16 protein-coding genes and 2 pseudogenes are annotated in these 14,158 nt (G+C 58.6%); 11 read left to right on the top strand and 7 right to left on the bottom strand.

Going from position 1 to position 14,158, the window contains the following annotated elements:
• Positions 1-217: 217 nt before the first annotated feature.
• Both MAXJ12_RS28740 and MAXJ12_RS28735 read left to right on the top strand, forming a co-directional pair.
• Positions 218-787: a hypothetical protein gene (locus MAXJ12_RS28740; protein ID WP_008839653.1), complete on the top strand. Its 570-nt coding sequence runs from the start codon at positions 218-220 to the stop codon at positions 785-787.
• Between the two features lie 358 nt (positions 788-1,145).
• Entirely contained in the window at positions 1,146-1,409 is a 264-nt protein-coding gene (locus MAXJ12_RS28735) for a DUF1330 domain-containing protein (RefSeq protein ID WP_008839652.1), read from the top strand.
• A gap of 303 nt (positions 1,410-1,712) precedes the next feature.
• Here the strand turns inward: MAXJ12_RS28735 and MAXJ12_RS28730 are convergent, their stop codons facing one another.
• On the bottom strand, positions 1,713-1,949 hold the full coding sequence (locus MAXJ12_RS28730) for a DUF6894 family protein (protein WP_008839650.1): 237 nt from the start codon (positions 1,947-1,949) through the stop codon (positions 1,713-1,715).
• Between the two features lie 572 nt (positions 1,950-2,521).
• Here MAXJ12_RS28730 and MAXJ12_RS38590 point away from each other — a divergent pair.
• Positions 2,522-2,746 (top strand): hypothetical protein, encoded by a 225-nt coding sequence (locus MAXJ12_RS38590; protein ID WP_040588562.1) that lies wholly within the window; start codon positions 2,522-2,524, stop codon positions 2,744-2,746.
• A gap of 651 nt (positions 2,747-3,397) precedes the next feature.
• Here the strand turns inward: MAXJ12_RS38590 and MAXJ12_RS28715 are convergent.
• Positions 3,398-3,967 (bottom strand): GAF domain-containing protein, encoded by a 570-nt coding sequence (locus MAXJ12_RS28715; RefSeq protein WP_008839647.1) that lies wholly within the window; start codon positions 3,965-3,967, stop codon positions 3,398-3,400.
• 236 nt (positions 3,968-4,203) lie between these two features.
• On the opposite strand from MAXJ12_RS28715, the pseudogene MAXJ12_RS28710 reads away from it, so the two are divergent.
• Positions 4,204-4,779: pseudogene (locus MAXJ12_RS28710) on the top strand (phosphate acyltransferase); the annotation flags it as partial.
• A 233-nt stretch (positions 4,780-5,012) separates the two neighbouring features.
• Here the strand turns inward: MAXJ12_RS28710 and MAXJ12_RS28705 are convergent.
• Positions 5,013-6,368, bottom strand: coding sequence for a DUF7986 domain-containing protein (locus tag MAXJ12_RS28705; RefSeq protein WP_008839645.1), 1,356 nt, complete (start codon positions 6,366-6,368; stop codon positions 5,013-5,015).
• Complete coding sequence (locus MAXJ12_RS28700; RefSeq protein ID WP_008839644.1) at positions 6,352-6,942, bottom strand: recombinase family protein; 591 nt, start codon at positions 6,940-6,942, stop codon at positions 6,352-6,354. The genes MAXJ12_RS28705 and MAXJ12_RS28700 overlap by 17 nt, the downstream gene beginning before the upstream one ends.
• A gap of 128 nt (positions 6,943-7,070) precedes the next feature.
• On the opposite strand from MAXJ12_RS28700, the pseudogene MAXJ12_RS34685 reads away from it, so the two are divergent.
• A pseudogene (locus MAXJ12_RS34685) lies at positions 7,071-7,515 on the top strand (DUF4158 domain-containing protein); the annotation flags it as partial.
• Positions 7,516-8,407: 892 nt separating this feature from the next.
• Here the strand turns inward: MAXJ12_RS34685 and MAXJ12_RS39910 are convergent.
• Positions 8,408-8,992 (bottom strand): SDR family NAD(P)-dependent oxidoreductase, encoded by a 585-nt coding sequence (locus tag MAXJ12_RS39910; RefSeq protein WP_341872550.1) that lies wholly within the window; start codon positions 8,990-8,992, stop codon positions 8,408-8,410.
• 485 nt (positions 8,993-9,477) lie between these two features.
• On the opposite strand from MAXJ12_RS39910, the gene MAXJ12_RS37185 reads away from it, so the two are divergent.
• Both MAXJ12_RS37185 and MAXJ12_RS28685 read left to right on the top strand, forming a co-directional pair.
• Positions 9,478-9,936, top strand: coding sequence for a hypothetical protein (locus MAXJ12_RS37185; RefSeq protein WP_139044087.1), 459 nt, complete (start codon positions 9,478-9,480; stop codon positions 9,934-9,936).
• 22 nt (positions 9,937-9,958) lie between these two features.
• The gene (locus MAXJ12_RS28685) at positions 9,959-10,468 is read left to right on the top strand and encodes an NUDIX hydrolase (RefSeq protein ID WP_008839640.1); all 510 of its coding nucleotides are present in this window, start codon (positions 9,959-9,961) and stop codon (positions 10,466-10,468) included.
• Positions 10,469-10,712: 244 nt separating this feature from the next.
• Here MAXJ12_RS28685 and MAXJ12_RS39265 read toward each other — a convergent pair whose 3' ends face one another.
• Positions 10,713-10,889: a hypothetical protein gene (locus MAXJ12_RS39265; protein ID WP_244421635.1), complete on the bottom strand. Its 177-nt coding sequence runs from the start codon at positions 10,887-10,889 to the stop codon at positions 10,713-10,715.
• A gap of 216 nt (positions 10,890-11,105) precedes the next feature.
• On the opposite strand from MAXJ12_RS39265, the gene MAXJ12_RS38350 reads away from it, so the two are divergent.
• Entirely contained in the window at positions 11,106-11,279 is a 174-nt protein-coding gene (locus MAXJ12_RS38350; protein ID WP_008839638.1) for a Thivi_2564 family membrane protein, read from the top strand.
• A gap of 1,191 nt (positions 11,280-12,470) precedes the next feature.
• Positions 12,471-12,659: a hypothetical protein gene (locus tag MAXJ12_RS28675; protein WP_008839636.1), complete on the top strand. Its 189-nt coding sequence runs from the start codon at positions 12,471-12,473 to the stop codon at positions 12,657-12,659.
• A gap of 189 nt (positions 12,660-12,848) precedes the next feature.
• Here the strand turns inward: MAXJ12_RS28675 and MAXJ12_RS28670 are convergent, their stop codons facing one another.
• On the bottom strand, positions 12,849-13,268 hold the full coding sequence (locus tag MAXJ12_RS28670; protein WP_139044086.1) for a hypothetical protein: 420 nt from the start codon (positions 13,266-13,268) through the stop codon (positions 12,849-12,851).
• An 83-nt stretch (positions 13,269-13,351) separates the two neighbouring features.
• Between MAXJ12_RS28670 and MAXJ12_RS28665 the strand changes: the two genes are divergently transcribed.
• Positions 13,352-13,540, top strand: a complete 189-nt coding sequence (locus MAXJ12_RS28665) for a DUF3606 domain-containing protein (protein WP_008839634.1) — start codon at positions 13,352-13,354, stop codon at positions 13,538-13,540.
• A gap of 421 nt (positions 13,541-13,961) precedes the next feature.
• Entirely contained in the window at positions 13,962-14,129 is a 168-nt protein-coding gene (locus tag MAXJ12_RS38345; RefSeq protein WP_008839633.1) for a Thivi_2564 family membrane protein, read from the top strand.
• Positions 14,130-14,158: the final 29 nt, after the last annotated feature.

The raw sequence follows: 14,158 nt of genomic DNA, 5'->3' as shown, positions 1-14,158 counted from the left end.
CCAATAAATTCAGTACCTTGCCGTTTATGGACGGGCACTAGCTAACTCCATCCTCACCGGTTCAATTGCCACGGCGATCGCCGTGGCTGTCGGGAGGGGGAGGCCTACAGTACGAGTGGATCGTAGTGGTAAGCGGTTCGAGGACCTGCTTCAGGAACGGGTGATTCAGCGGTGAAATGATGAAAGTCTATGAGTTAACACTGGCCAAAGGGCAAGAATGGCCCTGCCAAAGGTACTGGAGGATAACTATGTGCTGTCGGACCTTCGCGGACAGCGCCAACTCCACTGGATCCCTATTGGGATGCACCTCCTCACTGAGGACGACGAGGGTGCTCCACGGGGATATTCTGACTTTCCGTGGTACGGGTCGCATGTCCTCATTCTTCGCTCCGACGCGGCCAATAGCCTGCGCGAAACGATGGGCCCATATGGTGAGTTCTTGCCGCTGAAGGGCGGTGATGGATTGGAATTATTTAACGCGACGACCGTCTTGGATGCGCTGGATGAAAATCGGTCGGAAATTATGCGCTTCGACGACGGCGATATCCTGAACATCGAGCGTTATGAGTTTCGCCGGCAAGCAGTTGGGAATTGCCCCATCTTCAAACTGCCCTACCGGGCGTCGAACTTGTATATGCAGGCTGGATTCATTGACCAAATCAAGGACATGGAGTTTTGTGGAATTGGGTTCAGGCTCGTGTGGAGTGATGAGATTGACCCGGTACGCGAGGTCACTTTGCCGCCTCGCCACCGGCCCGTTAGAAAAAGGCGGTGGTGGTGGCGCTGATGCTGAAGAGCAATCGCGAGCGCCGTGGCGGGCATTCTGCGCAATCAAGGGTGTGAAATCGCACCGAATAGTGACCCCACGTTGACCTAGATTAACCGGCTGAGTTCATTGCGAAAATAAGTGTGCCGGGGGTGCCAGAAGGCGCCTATCGTGACTCCCTCGAAAATCCCGGAAGAGCGGCTGAATCAGGCAATTGAGCGTTCCGTGCCCGGGGATCACTGTTCGGCATCCGGACGAGTAGCGATTGCATGGTGGCACCGCTCGGTCGGGCGTTGGCTGCTTGTTTTTCGGGAAAATGCGCTTCGCATATCGGTCGGAACTCCTATACGCTCGGTTGCGAGCAACGGGATTTGAGGTGATGGCCAAAGGCTATTGGGTTGCATTTGCCGACGTCTCTGATCCGCAAGGCCACAAAGCCTATATTGCCGAGAATGCGAAGGCATTTCGCAAACACGGCGCACGTTTTCTAACGCGCGGCGGCCAGGGAGAAAGCCCCGAGGGTCACCCTAGGTCGCGGGTCGTCGTCATTGAGTTCCCCAGCTACGATGCGGCCATTGAGTGCTATCGCTCTCCCGAATATGAGAAGGCAAGCAGCACGGCAGATCGCTGGGTTGCAAAGTGACAGTCACGCCAGAGGCTGCGGCAACAACACCATTGCATTTGCGTTGCAACAAGACTACGGCAGCCCGCCAATTCGGCACGGAGTATCGCGTTGGCCAATGACGCTGGCAGGCTCGCCGATTCCTTACACCCTGCAGCCAAGGAATCGATTGGCGGTACCAAGAAGCTGATCGAGAAGAATGAACCGGCGCAGCTTGGTGTGAACGTGCGATAACAAGCCACCCCGGTCCGACAGGCAACTCAAAGGTGCCCGTGCGAGTTGCCAGTGCTGGCGCAACGCAGCCCCGCTTCGATTGTTCCGCTCTCAGTGGGCGCGAATGACTTCGATCGTCAAGAAGACTTTGAAAAGCAAACTGCCGGTCTCACCGCGCACATTGGCAGCAAGCGCCCGCCGATCCGTGTCTGCTACCAACTCAGGGAACATGGTGGTCAGGGCGTCTATGGCTTCATCTCTGGCGGCGTCGATCCCAGCCAAGTCTAACCCTTCCTTATCAAGGACGATCTGGCCGTTGCTCTCAAGATCATAAAAATATCGAGGCATGTGGTCCAACTAGCCCTGCCCCTAAACGTTCCTTGTACGGTTTTTACAAAAACGAAAAGGAACCAATCGCCGAGTTGGCGAGTTGCAGGCTGAATCTAGGGGACGTTTGTCATGGTTTCCGCCAGCCTCCTGATGCGCGCAATTCAGCTTGCGGAGAGCGGGAACCACTTCAGTTGTCTGACGGTTGAAACGGCTCTGGCAGCGGAGGGCTACGCTGAAGCTTTCGAGGTCTTCAAGGACGATAGCCTTCGTGTGGGAATCTGGGCTTTATGCCAAAAGCACTGGCGATCAAGTGGCGAGGCAGAAGCTAACGACAATCGGCCTTCTGCGGACGGCGAAGAACTCGCTCCCCGCTAGGCACTAGAAGAAAAAGGCCGGCGGAATGGGGGCCTCCCGCCGACCAGCTTGCGGTGACATAGCAGGTTGGGGTGGGGATTGAGGGATGCCTGCTGCGCACCATTAACCATGACAGTGAGCATAGTTTTCGGCAGCTTTGTGGCAGGACTGCCAGCCTTGTATCCCGGCCAACCGTTCGCTATTTGTCCAGTTTAATTGGGCAAGGGGTAAAGAAAATGCCATTCAGCAGGATGCCCGGGATCACTGACCCGGACGAGCTTAAGTTCTTGGAATCTGTTTTCGAGGAAGCCTGTCGCGTATCAAAAGTCAGCCGAGATTCGCCAGAAGCGGAAAACATGGCCCTGAAACTCATGCTGCTGCACCAGAGCGGCGTGGATGACCGTGGCCAATTGCTTGAAGCGACAATTGCGCTTGCCGATCCTGACGCGGATCAGGGCTAAGCCGATCTGCGGTGTGGCTGATCCGGCGGGAAGCAGGGAGCGAGGATGATCTTTGTTGCTCATGCCACTTGCTGCCTCCGAAGAACGTTCCTATCTGATCTCCCAACGCGAGACAGCCGAAGCGTGTGGGGGACACCGGGTGGCTGATTAAAACCCTAAACCCCCATGCTGGTCTTACTGCGCGATTCGGCTCAATGAACTAAACCGCTCGCGCGGTAGAGCGCGATGGAATCGCTTGCGCTGCATTTTGTTGTCGGAGCTGCGTCTCCTGCCTGAACATCGTGGGGTTTCCCTCTAACCAGGAGAGCCCCCATGACTGATCAGAGCAATGATCGTCCTGCCGTCAGCCCGCTGCGCTCGCCCCTTCCACTCGGACGCGGACATTGACCACTTGGTCGATGCGCTTTCCGATCTTTGGTCGCAATGCGCGCTCGCACAAAAGGTAGCCTAACCAGCTCCACTCCGCTCGACGTATTGGCCGGCTCAAGCCACGACCGGGCTCTGTCCGAGCATGCAAGGCGGCGGAACTCAGACCTTGAGATCGGTCCGCCCTTTATTGTGACGTGCCACTCTTCGATCATATTGCGGCCGAGGCGCCAGTGCGACTCGAATCAACAGACGCAACGCTCGATTGTCATTTGTCCAGAATAGTTACGCAGAAGTTGCCCCGTGCGGAGTGCTTGTCGGATTCGAAGAAAAACGCCTGCTCTCGATGATTCGACCGAGGGAAATCCCGAACTGTTCAACGACGATCAGTGCTTCTTCGGTCGCCGGCAGGGGGTCTCGGCCGAGCAATTCAATTACTCCATACACCCCATCATCAGTCTTCAAGGCGAACCAGACTCCACCCTCCAACCCGGCCGATTTTGCATGGAGCGAACGCGGCAGGCACATGTCCTTGACAATGTCCGCGGTCCAAACTGGCCTTTGCGTCCTCCAGACGTGCCCGGCCGTCCCCTCGCTCATTGTCAGCTTTCGTGAACTCGTATCCTGCTCGAGCTGGCGTGCGGAAACCCCGTCTTCGTTCCACAATTTGGCGGGACATAGCAGTCCATCAGTGGAGCTCACTTCCCAAAAGGTTGCCCACTGACAGCTAAACGCTCGCGCAATACCGGCGAGGAGGTTGCTGGGGATCTCAGTTCCGCCCAGACTCTTGTCTGCAAGCTCGACCAGCGTGTCCAGACGGTGCTTGAGGCGGGTTGATGATTCTGAGGTTTTCATGCACAACACCGCAACAGCTTCTGATCCGCCAAGCTAGTCGAACCGTTCTGCTCCGGCTGATATAGCTGAAATGAGACAAAATCCACATCCCGATCCAGCGGTAGTTTCTTAGGGCTTGAGGCGAAAGAAGCGCGGGACACAGAACGTGCCCGAACCATGCCTGAATTTCGGGGCAAATGCACCCCAGAATCTAATCCGATCGAAGTACGAACCCAAGAAATTGCTGACCAACAACAGTGATGGACGGTGCCGACGATTTTCTCGGTCTCTCAGGGCCGGGTGTGCTCAAGCCGAAGATGCTCAAGGCAATGGGCGAGACACCGTTGGTACTCGCGCTCGCCAATCCCACGCCTGAAATCATGCCCGAGGAGGCGAAATCGGTTCGCCCCGACGCCATAATCTGCACCGGCCGCTCTGACTATCCCAACCAGGTGAACAATGTCCTCTGCTTCCCTTCATCTTTCGCGGCGCGCTGGATGTTGGGCCGACAACGATCAACGAGCCCGATTCTCATAGGGCGGCCAGCCGTGATAGAGCAGCGAGTTGCGCGTTTCGGCCTCACGCTGGATCCATCACGCGATTTCGAAATCATCAATCCCGAGGATGACCCACGTTATCGGGATTATGTGGCGCTGTTCCATTCTCTGGTCGGGCGGAGCGGCGTAACCCCTGAAACGGCGCGTTCGGTGGTGCGCACCAACACCACCGTTATCGGTGCGCTCGCGGTCAAGCGTCGGGAAGCCGACGGGCTGATTTGCGGCCTGCAGGGTCGCTATACCAAGCACCTGCGCCACATCCGCTCGATCATTGGATCATCCGAAGACGTCGTGGAAGAGCCGGACGCCAATGAAGGCTGTTGATCTGAGAAGCAACCGATTCGGCGTCGCGAGTGGACAAGCGCCTTCAGCATGCCGAAACCGGCATCCTTCTGCACGATCGCCGATGAAACCATCGAACGGCTTTACGACCGTTTGCGCAGGCAGGCTTGAAACGGGCCATGCTGACACCGGTACATTATTGGGACACAGATATACGGTAGCGAGCTCTATCGACGCAGATCGTGGACGCCGAGTTCCTTCCACATCCACGCGAAATTGTAGGTTGCCATGGGGTCGGCGGGGTTCGGTTGGTTTGCGGACTGGTTTTCGAGATATTTCAGCCATTCGGCGACCTTCTGCCGGCCAGCGGCTGATTTTACGGTCTGACGTGGCGTTTTGTTGCCGAGCATGCCGACTGGCTGATCAAGCGTTTCACGATATTGCCGGTCCATGAACTGGTGGACGACCTGCTCGGCAATTTCGGGCGGGACGTTGGAAGCTGCTTCTCCACGTTCGCGCGGCGGCCGCTCGGCCATCATCTGCTCGATGGTGCGGATTTCGGTCAGCGGCGTGCCGACAATATCCCCGAGCGCTTGCCGGATCAGTGCAGTTCCCTTCTCCGCCCGCGCGGCGGAATTGGTCGACAGATGCAGGAACCGGCCTTTCAACTCCACATTGCCCAGTACGCGCAGGCCGTTATCCATGGTAGCATCGAAGGAAAGCGCATCGGCATGTTTCGCTTTCTCTCTGCCCTTCGGCTTGTCCTCGAGCCAGTTCCAGAACTTTACGTTCTCCTGCGCCATTCCCGGAATGGCGTTTACCTGCGCGGCGATATCCTTCTGCGTCACGCCAGTCGCCAAAGGAAACCTGATATCGTGGAACATGAGGTCGTCGCCGTCCGAGTTCTGCATCGGTGGAAGCGCCATGGCTCGATCAAGGGTGTCAAACAACCATGAGAGCGTGAACATTGAAGCGACCGATTGCAGGTCCTGATCCGCAAGGGCAGGGAGTTTCTTTGTGCCCTTCTTTCCGAACATCTGCCGCAGACCGTCGAATAGGGCGTCGGTGGCTTGTGGCGTGTAGGGCAGCAGCCCTCCGGCGAATATGTTCTTGCCCAGGACCGGCACGATACGGGCGGCGATCCTGTCCCATTGCTTCAGGGTCTGCGTTGCCGTCCCCTCGCTGACGGCGATCGGCTCACCGCCGCGGATGAGATCACGCGCCGTGAGCGATTTGCCGGGCACTATGTCGCTGACCTCGTAGAGGCTCATGACCGATGTCCGAAGCGCCTTCATATAGACTTTCGTCTGTGCGCCTTCCTTCCAGCCACGGCGCTTGAGATATTCGTCGACGATGTTGCCGCCGTCGACGTCGAACTCCTGCGTCAGGAAATCCTCGAACGCGCATCCCCAGAGCGTCATGGCCCAGTCGTCACTGAGAATTTCGGCAAGATCATCGAACTCCATGTCTCCGGCTTCGAGCACCGGGCCGAAGTGATTGTCGAATACCTGCTCGAAACAGCCGCGCCATTCATCGCGGGCCAGGAACTTCATCAGCCCCTTGAGATCATGGCTGGCTGGCATTGTCGGTCTCCAGGTTCTGGCGATATTCGGCGACGACGCGCGAGACCGTTGGCTCGCTGACGTCGTACAGCCTCGCCATCTCGGCGCCGCTCTTGCGGCCCGACAGGACGCTTTCGGCGATTTCCCGCCGTTTCTTCGGATCAAGCTTTCTGCGGCGTCCGCCGATCCTGCCTTCGGCGCGGGCTTGCGCGAGTCCGGCCGTGGTCCGCTCCCGGATCATGGCGCGCTCGAACTCGGCAAAGGATCCCACCATCTGCATCATCATGCGGCCGGCCGCCGTCGTCGTGTCGATCGCCTCGGTCAAAGAACGAAATCCCGCACCGGCGCCGGCGATCCTGTTCATCAGGTGGAGAACGTCCTTCAGCGAGCGTGACAGGCGATCGAGTTTCCAGACGACGACGGTGTCGCCCTCGCGCAGCTGATCGAGCATGCGGTAAAGCTCGGGCCGTTCCCAGCGCCCACCCGATGCTTTCTCTTTGAACACGCGCTTGCATCCGGTCTCGGCCAGTGCCCTGGCCTGAGCCCTGTTCGACTGGTCGTCACCTTTGCTCACGCGAGCGTAGCAGATCAGCATGAGCGCCCTTTCAAAAACGGTCGTTTGCGGAACTGCGGCTGTCTTGCTGACGAATCAGGATGAGAATCCTTTCACAATCCTCTTTCACTGAGAAGCCGTAAGGCAATCGGTTTTTGTAAGGAGACAACATGCCGGCTCGCATATCGATGACGAAGAAACAGCGCGAGGCGCTGCTGGCCCTGCCAGAGACCGAAAACGAGGTCATCCGCCACTACACACTGGACGCCGCAGATCTTGCCGCGGTAGCCGGTAGTCGCACGCCGGAAACGCGCCTGAGTTATGCCCTGCAATTGTTTTGTCTGCGCTATCCGGGCAGGCATCTGCGACGCGGGGAGTTCCTGCCGCCGGTCATGCTGGACTATCGCCGAGCAGATCGGTGCGGATACGGAAGCGATCGCCCGCTTCGCTCGGCGTGGCGCGACACGGTATGAGCAACTGGCTGCGATCAAGCAGCACCATGGCTATCGCGACTTCACGAGGCCGGCTCGTTCGATGCTGAGCGAATGGGCCGAGCAAGAAGCTGTAGGCTTGACGGATGGACGCATCCTTCTCGGACGATTGATCGAGAAAATGCGGGAGGAGAGGATTGTCATTCCCGGTATCACGGTCGTGGAGCGTCTGGCGGCCTCGGCAATGCATGCGGCCGACGGTATGATGGTGACCAAAGTCCGCTCACTGCTCGACGAAGGTCATCGTCACCAACTGGATACGCTGCTCGTCGTCAAGACACATGCCCGTCAGACAAGGCTGTCCTGGCTCCGCGAGCCACCTTCCCGGGTCGGAGCGCGGCCGTTGATCGAGATCCTCGACAAGATCGCTATCGTCCGTTCCACGCTTGAGGGTATCGGCACCCTGCCGCCTGCTTTTGGCCCTCGCCTGGCACAGATGGCAAAGGAAGGGCTCCCCTACACCTCTCAGGCTTTCCAGCAGATGGGAGCGGATCGGCGCCACACCGTCATGATCGCCACGCTGCGCGAACTCGAGGCCACGTTGACCGACGGTGCCCTTTCGATGTTCCAGTCATTGGTAGCGCGGGCGAACCTTCGTGCCAGAAAGCGGCTCGAAGAGACAATTGCCCTCACCGCCGAGCAGGGCCGCACCCGACTGACGCGCATCGCCGATGTACTGGAAGCACTAGTCATCTCCGCACGAGAGGGAGGTGACATCGTTTCCACGGTGACCGAAATTGCGGCGCTCGACATCATCGAAGACGATGCGGCTACCATCCGCCGGTCGCTCCGGCCGGGACGCCCGGACATCACCAGTGAGCTTCCGCGCGAATACCATGTCTTCAGACAGATCGGTTCCCGCTTTCTGTCGTCTTTTGCGTTCGAGGGCAACCGCGCTGCCAAACCGTTGCTGGATGCGGTCGCCGTTCTTGCGGAAATAGGCGGAGACAAACGCCGACGACTGCCCGACACCATACCCCTTGCCCATATCGAGCGCCGCTGGCGGCGCCATGTCTTCACAAACGGTTCGATTGACCGTACCTGCTACGAGCTTTCGACATACTTCGGCCTGGCGAACGCATTGGCGAGCGGATGCGTATGGGTTCCGACCTCACGTATCCATCGGTCGCTAGATGACCTGCTGGCGAATGACAAGGCGGACACCAACACGCTGCTGCCACATCCGGGCGTCGACGCGGACACATATCTGAACGCGCGCGCTGCAACACTGGACGGAGCGCGATCGCGAAGGAATCTATGAAAGCCTTGGTGCCGTTATAGTCGGCCTGGAAAGTTCGTGGCATGAAGCCGGCGATTGATCCTGTGAAGAGGATGCGGCCCTCGCCGCGCGCAACCATGCGCCGCGCGACCTTACGGGCAAGATAGACCGTGCCGGTGATATTGGTGTCGATAACCCGGCGCACCCCGCCGAAATGTTGGTCGATGAAAGCTTTGCCGAGCCCGCGCCCGGCATTTGCTAGGGAAAGATCGATCTCACGGCCGGCAGTTGCGGCAAGGAGGCGGTCGACGCCTTCGGTCGTGGCCAGATCCGCCTCCACCGCTTCGACGCGACCCCTTTTGGTTCGTAGCCCTTCGGCCACGCCGACGATCGCCGGCTCGTCCGCTGCGACTATCAAGTCGTAGCCATTCTCAGCGCCGCAAGCCCTGCCGGGCCTCCCCCGACAACTGCAACATCGAACGCCTGTGGGCTGGCAAATTTAAGCATGCTGCCGAACGAGCGGCAACGACTCTTGTTCCTAAACGAGCCTTGCAGGTTTCAGAGGCGCCGCACGGCCGCGCAGAAGGCTCAGAAACCTGTGGAGACGAGCGGGCGTTACGATCTGCCGTTCGGGATTCCGCGAGGCAGCAAAAGCGGGCCGGCGACCGGAAGCGGCGGGCACCGTGGTTGTACCGAAGAGATCGAGCGCCCAGTCCCCCGCTTGGAAACTGTAGTCTTGCCAATTGAAAGCTTCCCGCACGCCGAGCCCAGAGACGATAGCGTGCTGCTCGTTCGCCTGGTGTGCCATTCCTGGAACGCTTCAATGACTTTGCCATTGTTGTCACGGGCACCTGCAGGAGGCCGGCCATGAACATATTCCCCTATCGAATCGTGCGGCTTGCCACGGCGGCGTTGCTGTTGCCAGCCGCGCAGACCTTCGGGCAAGGCCTTCCTGGAAAAGGCGCGTCACCAACAACTATAGATTGCCAAGATCCAGAAGAATGGGCGTCGAGGTTTCCCCTCGGCAGACAAGAAGTGAACCGGCAGATTGCAGGCGAGCTGGCAATCGCTAAGGCTGAGGTGCCCCTTTGTGATTTATCTATTGATCGAATTGGCCAAGCAGGTCTGCTCGCAAGGAGTGTTCGAGGCCCGCGCCAATGCGAACCGAAGTTGCACTGCGACAAGCTATATCCCGGAGATGCCGAGGCTGCGCGAGAGATCACCGCTGTTCCCGCGCAATGTTCCACAAGGGGTCTTCAGCAACGGGATTTGGCCGGGCTGCCGCCATTATTGCAGCCGTTTATAGATCCTGCAGTGCAGCCATAACAGATCACGGTCGTCCACCTGAATGAGAAAAAAGAAAGCCAAAGTTTTCGCGAAGAAGGGGAAAACCCTTAGGCAGGTCGGCGCGCTACCCTATCGGATTGGGCCTGACGGAGACATCGAGGTGATGCTGGTTACGTCCAGACGTAAGGGACGCTTTATCTTGCCAAAGGGTTGGAAAATGAAGGGTAAGACCAAGCCGGCGGCTGCAGCCCAAGAGGCGACGGAGGAAGCCGGAGTCATCGGCGCTCCTCCAGAATCGTCGGTCGGCCGTTACCGTTATCAAAAGCGGTTGGGCTCGGTGAAGGCCGCAATTTTCGTGACGATTTTCCCGATCTGTGTTCAACGCCAGCTGTCCAAATGGCCCGAGCAGCGGGAGCGTAAGCGTGTCTGGGTAAAGCCATCAAAGGCTGTGACGCTGATTGACGAGCCGGGGCTCGCCGGTCTGGTGGCAGATGCTCGTTGCGACGGCTTTCGCCTTGGCGGTGCAGCGACCAACGGGACCGGCGAAGGGAAACGCGCCTCCCGGGCGTGACGGGCGGAGCTGGCCGGCCCAGCGCCACGGCTATCTGCGCGAAACGCTGAAGGCCTCCGTCTGCGATTTCGTTGTTCATCCAAAAAGGGGCGATTGCAGGGGTGCGAGCGGAGTCCAGAGCTCTACGGTCCGCTTTTCGCGTCATCAACCGCTAGGGCCTCCATGACGGGGGCGTGATCACTTTCTCCGGCCGAGACGGCAATTTGCGCCTCTTCTCCAGTCCTAGCACGTTTCAGCGCCTTCTCTATGGCGTCCTCAATGTTGCCGATTTCGTCTTCTCGTATCGCGTGACCATAGCCCGCGGCTCGGCATCTTGCTCGAATTGCTGAGCCAGGACCGCAATGCTCACGCCGCTTTCGGCAGGAAGGTTGCCGACATTCTCCTGTAGCCAGGTTTCAAGGAACTCTTTTGTAGCGCTCATGCGCATCTCCTTCAGGAGATTACAAGCGCGGCGGCCGGCCGAGGTTCCGCTCTCCGTGAATTTTCTGCGCTGATAGTCTGTCGACATGCCGCCGAGGAAGTCCGTTCCGCATCAGCGTCTATCGATGGCGGGTCGGCTATTCCGTGGAAAAAGCCCGGCCGGCAGGGTGGGGGGCTGGGGCCCTGCGCTTTCCCAGTTTTCCCGGGTCAGCAGGTCGTGCGAGCGGGAAAGCGCGAACAGCCGGGTGTTCTGATCACCTTTCTGGTAATCATTCTTGTCTTGTATCTCGTTCAGCGCCTGCCGATCGAAGCCAGGATGCGTCAGATCGTTCAGATCATCGTCATTATCATCGGCATTCTTTCGCTGCTGAAATTCCTCGCCGTTTTTTAGGTCGATCTGCGAATAGCCGCCTACTCAGCGAGGCATTGTCACACCCACTATTCCGAGGAGAAATCTAGACTGCAGCCCGGGGCGCTGGGTCGGCGAACACAACCGCCGTAAAGGATCGCGGCACAAAGAGAAGACCCGACCGGAAGAGGCGTTATCGGCCGGGCCTCCAAGTTGAGCTGGGGGAGGTCTGTGCCTAAGCCCCAGCCCTTGAGAACTATCTACCTGCCTGGTCGGGTTGTCGTTAGCTTCGCGTCCCGCAACCTATCCGGGAGTGCATATCTTCGGACGGCGTAACACCGCAAGCGATCGGGGGGTGCATTGGCCCTGGTGGACGCGGCGTGCATTTGCCTGCATTGCCGCTTCGGAATCGTTGACGGTTCCGCCGCGTCCAGTTCTGCTGATAGGGCAGACGTAACGGAAGCACAATGACAAATGGATCGGAGAGGAACAAAGCACCGCAAGAAGCCCGTCGCTCGGGGACGGCGGCGGGCTCCTGCTTCCAAGGGTGAGTGCTGAAGATTGAAACACCCTTGGATGGTTGAAACGGCGAACCATAGCACCTTGTTCCAGGTCCAGTGCAGATGGAACAGTCGCTCCCACGTCCAGCAAGGGCCGGCTTGCTCGTACAATTTGAAGGTGCTTTGCTGCCCTCTTTCAAACTGGGAGGAACCGATGATGGACGGTGATGGCCCACCCAAGACAGCAGAGTATCAGGATGGCGATGTCACCGTACTCTCCCGAGCGCCCCTCAGGGGACATTGGTGCTTATGGGCGATGATGAGCTAATCGAGCTGCCACTTGATCGAGAGAGCGCAGAAAACCTGATGTCCGTTTTGACGATATTTCTGCTGAAGGGTGAAGGAGAGGACGCACCGAACGCAACCGCTCCCAGTAAGCACTGACGCGAAACCGAGTCTTCAATCATCATCCAAAGGAGTGAGCCCATACAATTGGGCAGGCTGCCATCAGTGGTTCGCGCCGGTAAACCCCGATCATTGCCGTATCCCCATACGGCCTAAGGCCGGCGTCTGCCCCCTCTCCGCAAAGAACCGGACGCCGGCCGCCGAAAGGGTCGAGCCATAATTGGCACGCGCCTCGCTGCCGAGTGAATGTCTCGACGCCGTTCAAAAGCCGGAACGCGCCGGGCACTCCGTACGTTGGAGAAAACGCACACATTCCGGAGGAACGATTATGGGCGTCAATCAAGCACCGACCGCAAAAGGCAAGCAAGCGGCAGCCAGCCTAAAGCAGGCGGCAAAAAATGACGAACGCAAGACGGAGGCTCGCAAGGGTAGCGACCTCGCGAAAGGTGCAAAGCGCTTCGAGGAGCGATCGAATAGTTCAGACGGCGGGAGCGCTGGCGACAAGCAGCGGGACTGAGCGTCGGCCGCCCACACCCAGCGGGCGAAGTTGAAACCCGGATCGAGGCCGAAGACGGTGTATTGATGAGGGGGACACGATCGTATGCCGGTGATCCTGTCGCAGGCCGCCTACGACGCGGTGGCTTGATCCATCTACCACGGCTCCGAAGCAGTTGCTTTCGCAAAACATTAGCGGCAAGCTCGAATTTTACCGCGTCGGCCGGCAACTCAACTCGTTGAAATACGAGGGCGCCGACTGCATCGAGCCGGTTAACCCGCTATGAGCGATTGTCTTCGTCGTTTCCTCGATCGGATCGAGCCACCCCATCTCGTCATACATCTGAGTCAAGGCAAGCCGCTCCTCATCGCTCAGCCCTTCGTGGTCGAGCGAGGCCACGAACATGTAGTGGCAATGCTTTTCGAGAAGCTCCGTCAGAGCTTCGGCCTGCTCTCGTGTCGTCTTCGGCGTCAGCATCAGACCAAAGAGCTTGCCGAGCATCGTGCGGAACATTCCGCCTTCGAAGCGGATGCATAGCTGGCCGTCCGACATCCGCCTTACGGTCGGGTAGATTTCCGTGTGATCAGTCGGCAGTTCGGCCATACGTGAAAACTTTAGGGACGATCCCAACAGGCTGTCCAGTACAACCCTGCCGTCCCATCGGAACCATTCTCCGCCCGCGCTGTTGACGGCAGCATGTTCAGGAGACCTCGATGGCAGACTACAAGAGCAAAGGTGGCGGGCACGACCGCGCTCGCATGGCAGCGGACAAAGAATATGACGTCCGCGACTTCGCCGACAAGTTTGAAATCTCACCGGCACAGGCGAAGTGCCTGATCGAGCGCCACGGCAATGACCGTGGCAGCATGCTGGAGCGCGAAGCCAGGAAGCTGAAAAAATGAAAAGCTCAGTCCAGATTGTTCCGTCCGCCGAGAACCCACCACGCGGGCGGTCATCAACGAACTGTACTTCGCACTATCAAAGCTCGGCGCCCGCGACGAGCTGCTGGCCATCGTCGGCAGTTGGGGCGATACGATGGACGCCCGCACGCTCGATCATCTCAGAGCTTTCAATCGCAACGGCACCATGTACAGCAAAGTCATCTGCCGGTCTTGAAACGCAAACACCCGCCGCTCCTGCGACGAAGCTGCGAGCCTTGAGTGCCAAGGGGGGCGTGAGTGAATGTGACCCTTGGGGTTCAGCAACGGGCGAACCAACCGCTTGTTCCGCTCATCGCGGAAACCAATGGTTGTCACTCGGCTCGGTTTGTGTGTACGACGTGTAGAGCGGCAGGATTCTGGACGGTCCGCTGGAGAACACGCAATGGCATCGTCAGCACTGATCGGTATTCTGATCACCTTTCTCGTAATCATTCTCGTCCTGTATCTCGTTCAACGCCTGCCCATCGAAGCTAGGATGCGTCAGATTGTTCAAATCATCGTCATCATCATCGGTATTATTTCGCTACTGAAGTTCCTCGCTGTTTTTTGAATCTGCCCTGCAGCCGGGGCGATCTAGCC

The organism is Mesorhizobium alhagi CCNWXJ12-2 (assembly GCF_000236565.1).
GTDB lineage: Bacteria > Pseudomonadota > Alphaproteobacteria > Rhizobiales > Rhizobiaceae > Allomesorhizobium > Allomesorhizobium alhagi.
This window is presented reverse-complemented; position numbering and strand designations above follow the sequence as displayed.

Coding starts and splice junctions, on each gene's coding strand:
- MAXJ12_RS28740 (WP_008839653.1), top strand. CDS start 218: ATGGCCCTGCCAAAGGTACTGGAGGATAACTATGTGCTGTCGGACCTT.
- MAXJ12_RS28735 (WP_008839652.1), top strand. CDS start 1,146: ATGGCCAAAGGCTATTGGGTTGCATTTGCCGACGTCTCTGATCCGCAA.
- MAXJ12_RS28730 (WP_008839650.1), bottom strand. CDS start 1,949: ATGCCTCGATATTTTTATGATCTTGAGAGCAACGGCCAGATCGTCCTT.
- MAXJ12_RS38590 (WP_040588562.1), top strand. CDS start 2,522: ATGCCATTCAGCAGGATGCCCGGGATCACTGACCCGGACGAGCTTAAG.
- MAXJ12_RS28715 (WP_008839647.1), bottom strand. CDS start 3,967: ATGAAAACCTCAGAATCATCAACCCGCCTCAAGCACCGTCTGGACACG.
- MAXJ12_RS28705 (WP_008839645.1), bottom strand. CDS start 6,368: ATGCCAGCCAGCCATGATCTCAAGGGGCTGATGAAGTTCCTGGCCCGC.
- MAXJ12_RS28700 (WP_008839644.1), bottom strand. CDS start 6,942: ATGCTGATCTGCTACGCTCGCGTGAGCAAAGGTGACGACCAGTCGAAC.
- MAXJ12_RS37185 (WP_139044087.1), top strand. CDS start 9,478: ATGAACATATTCCCCTATCGAATCGTGCGGCTTGCCACGGCGGCGTTG.
- MAXJ12_RS28685 (WP_008839640.1), top strand. CDS start 9,959: ATGAGAAAAAAGAAAGCCAAAGTTTTCGCGAAGAAGGGGAAAACCCTT.
- MAXJ12_RS39265 (WP_244421635.1), bottom strand. CDS start 10,889: ATGAGCGCTACAAAAGAGTTCCTTGAAACCTGGCTACAGGAGAATGTC.
- MAXJ12_RS28675 (WP_008839636.1), top strand. CDS start 12,471: ATGGGCGTCAATCAAGCACCGACCGCAAAAGGCAAGCAAGCGGCAGCC.
- MAXJ12_RS28665 (WP_008839634.1), top strand. CDS start 13,352: ATGGCAGACTACAAGAGCAAAGGTGGCGGGCACGACCGCGCTCGCATG.
- MAXJ12_RS38345 (WP_008839633.1), top strand. CDS start 13,962: ATGGCATCGTCAGCACTGATCGGTATTCTGATCACCTTTCTCGTAATC.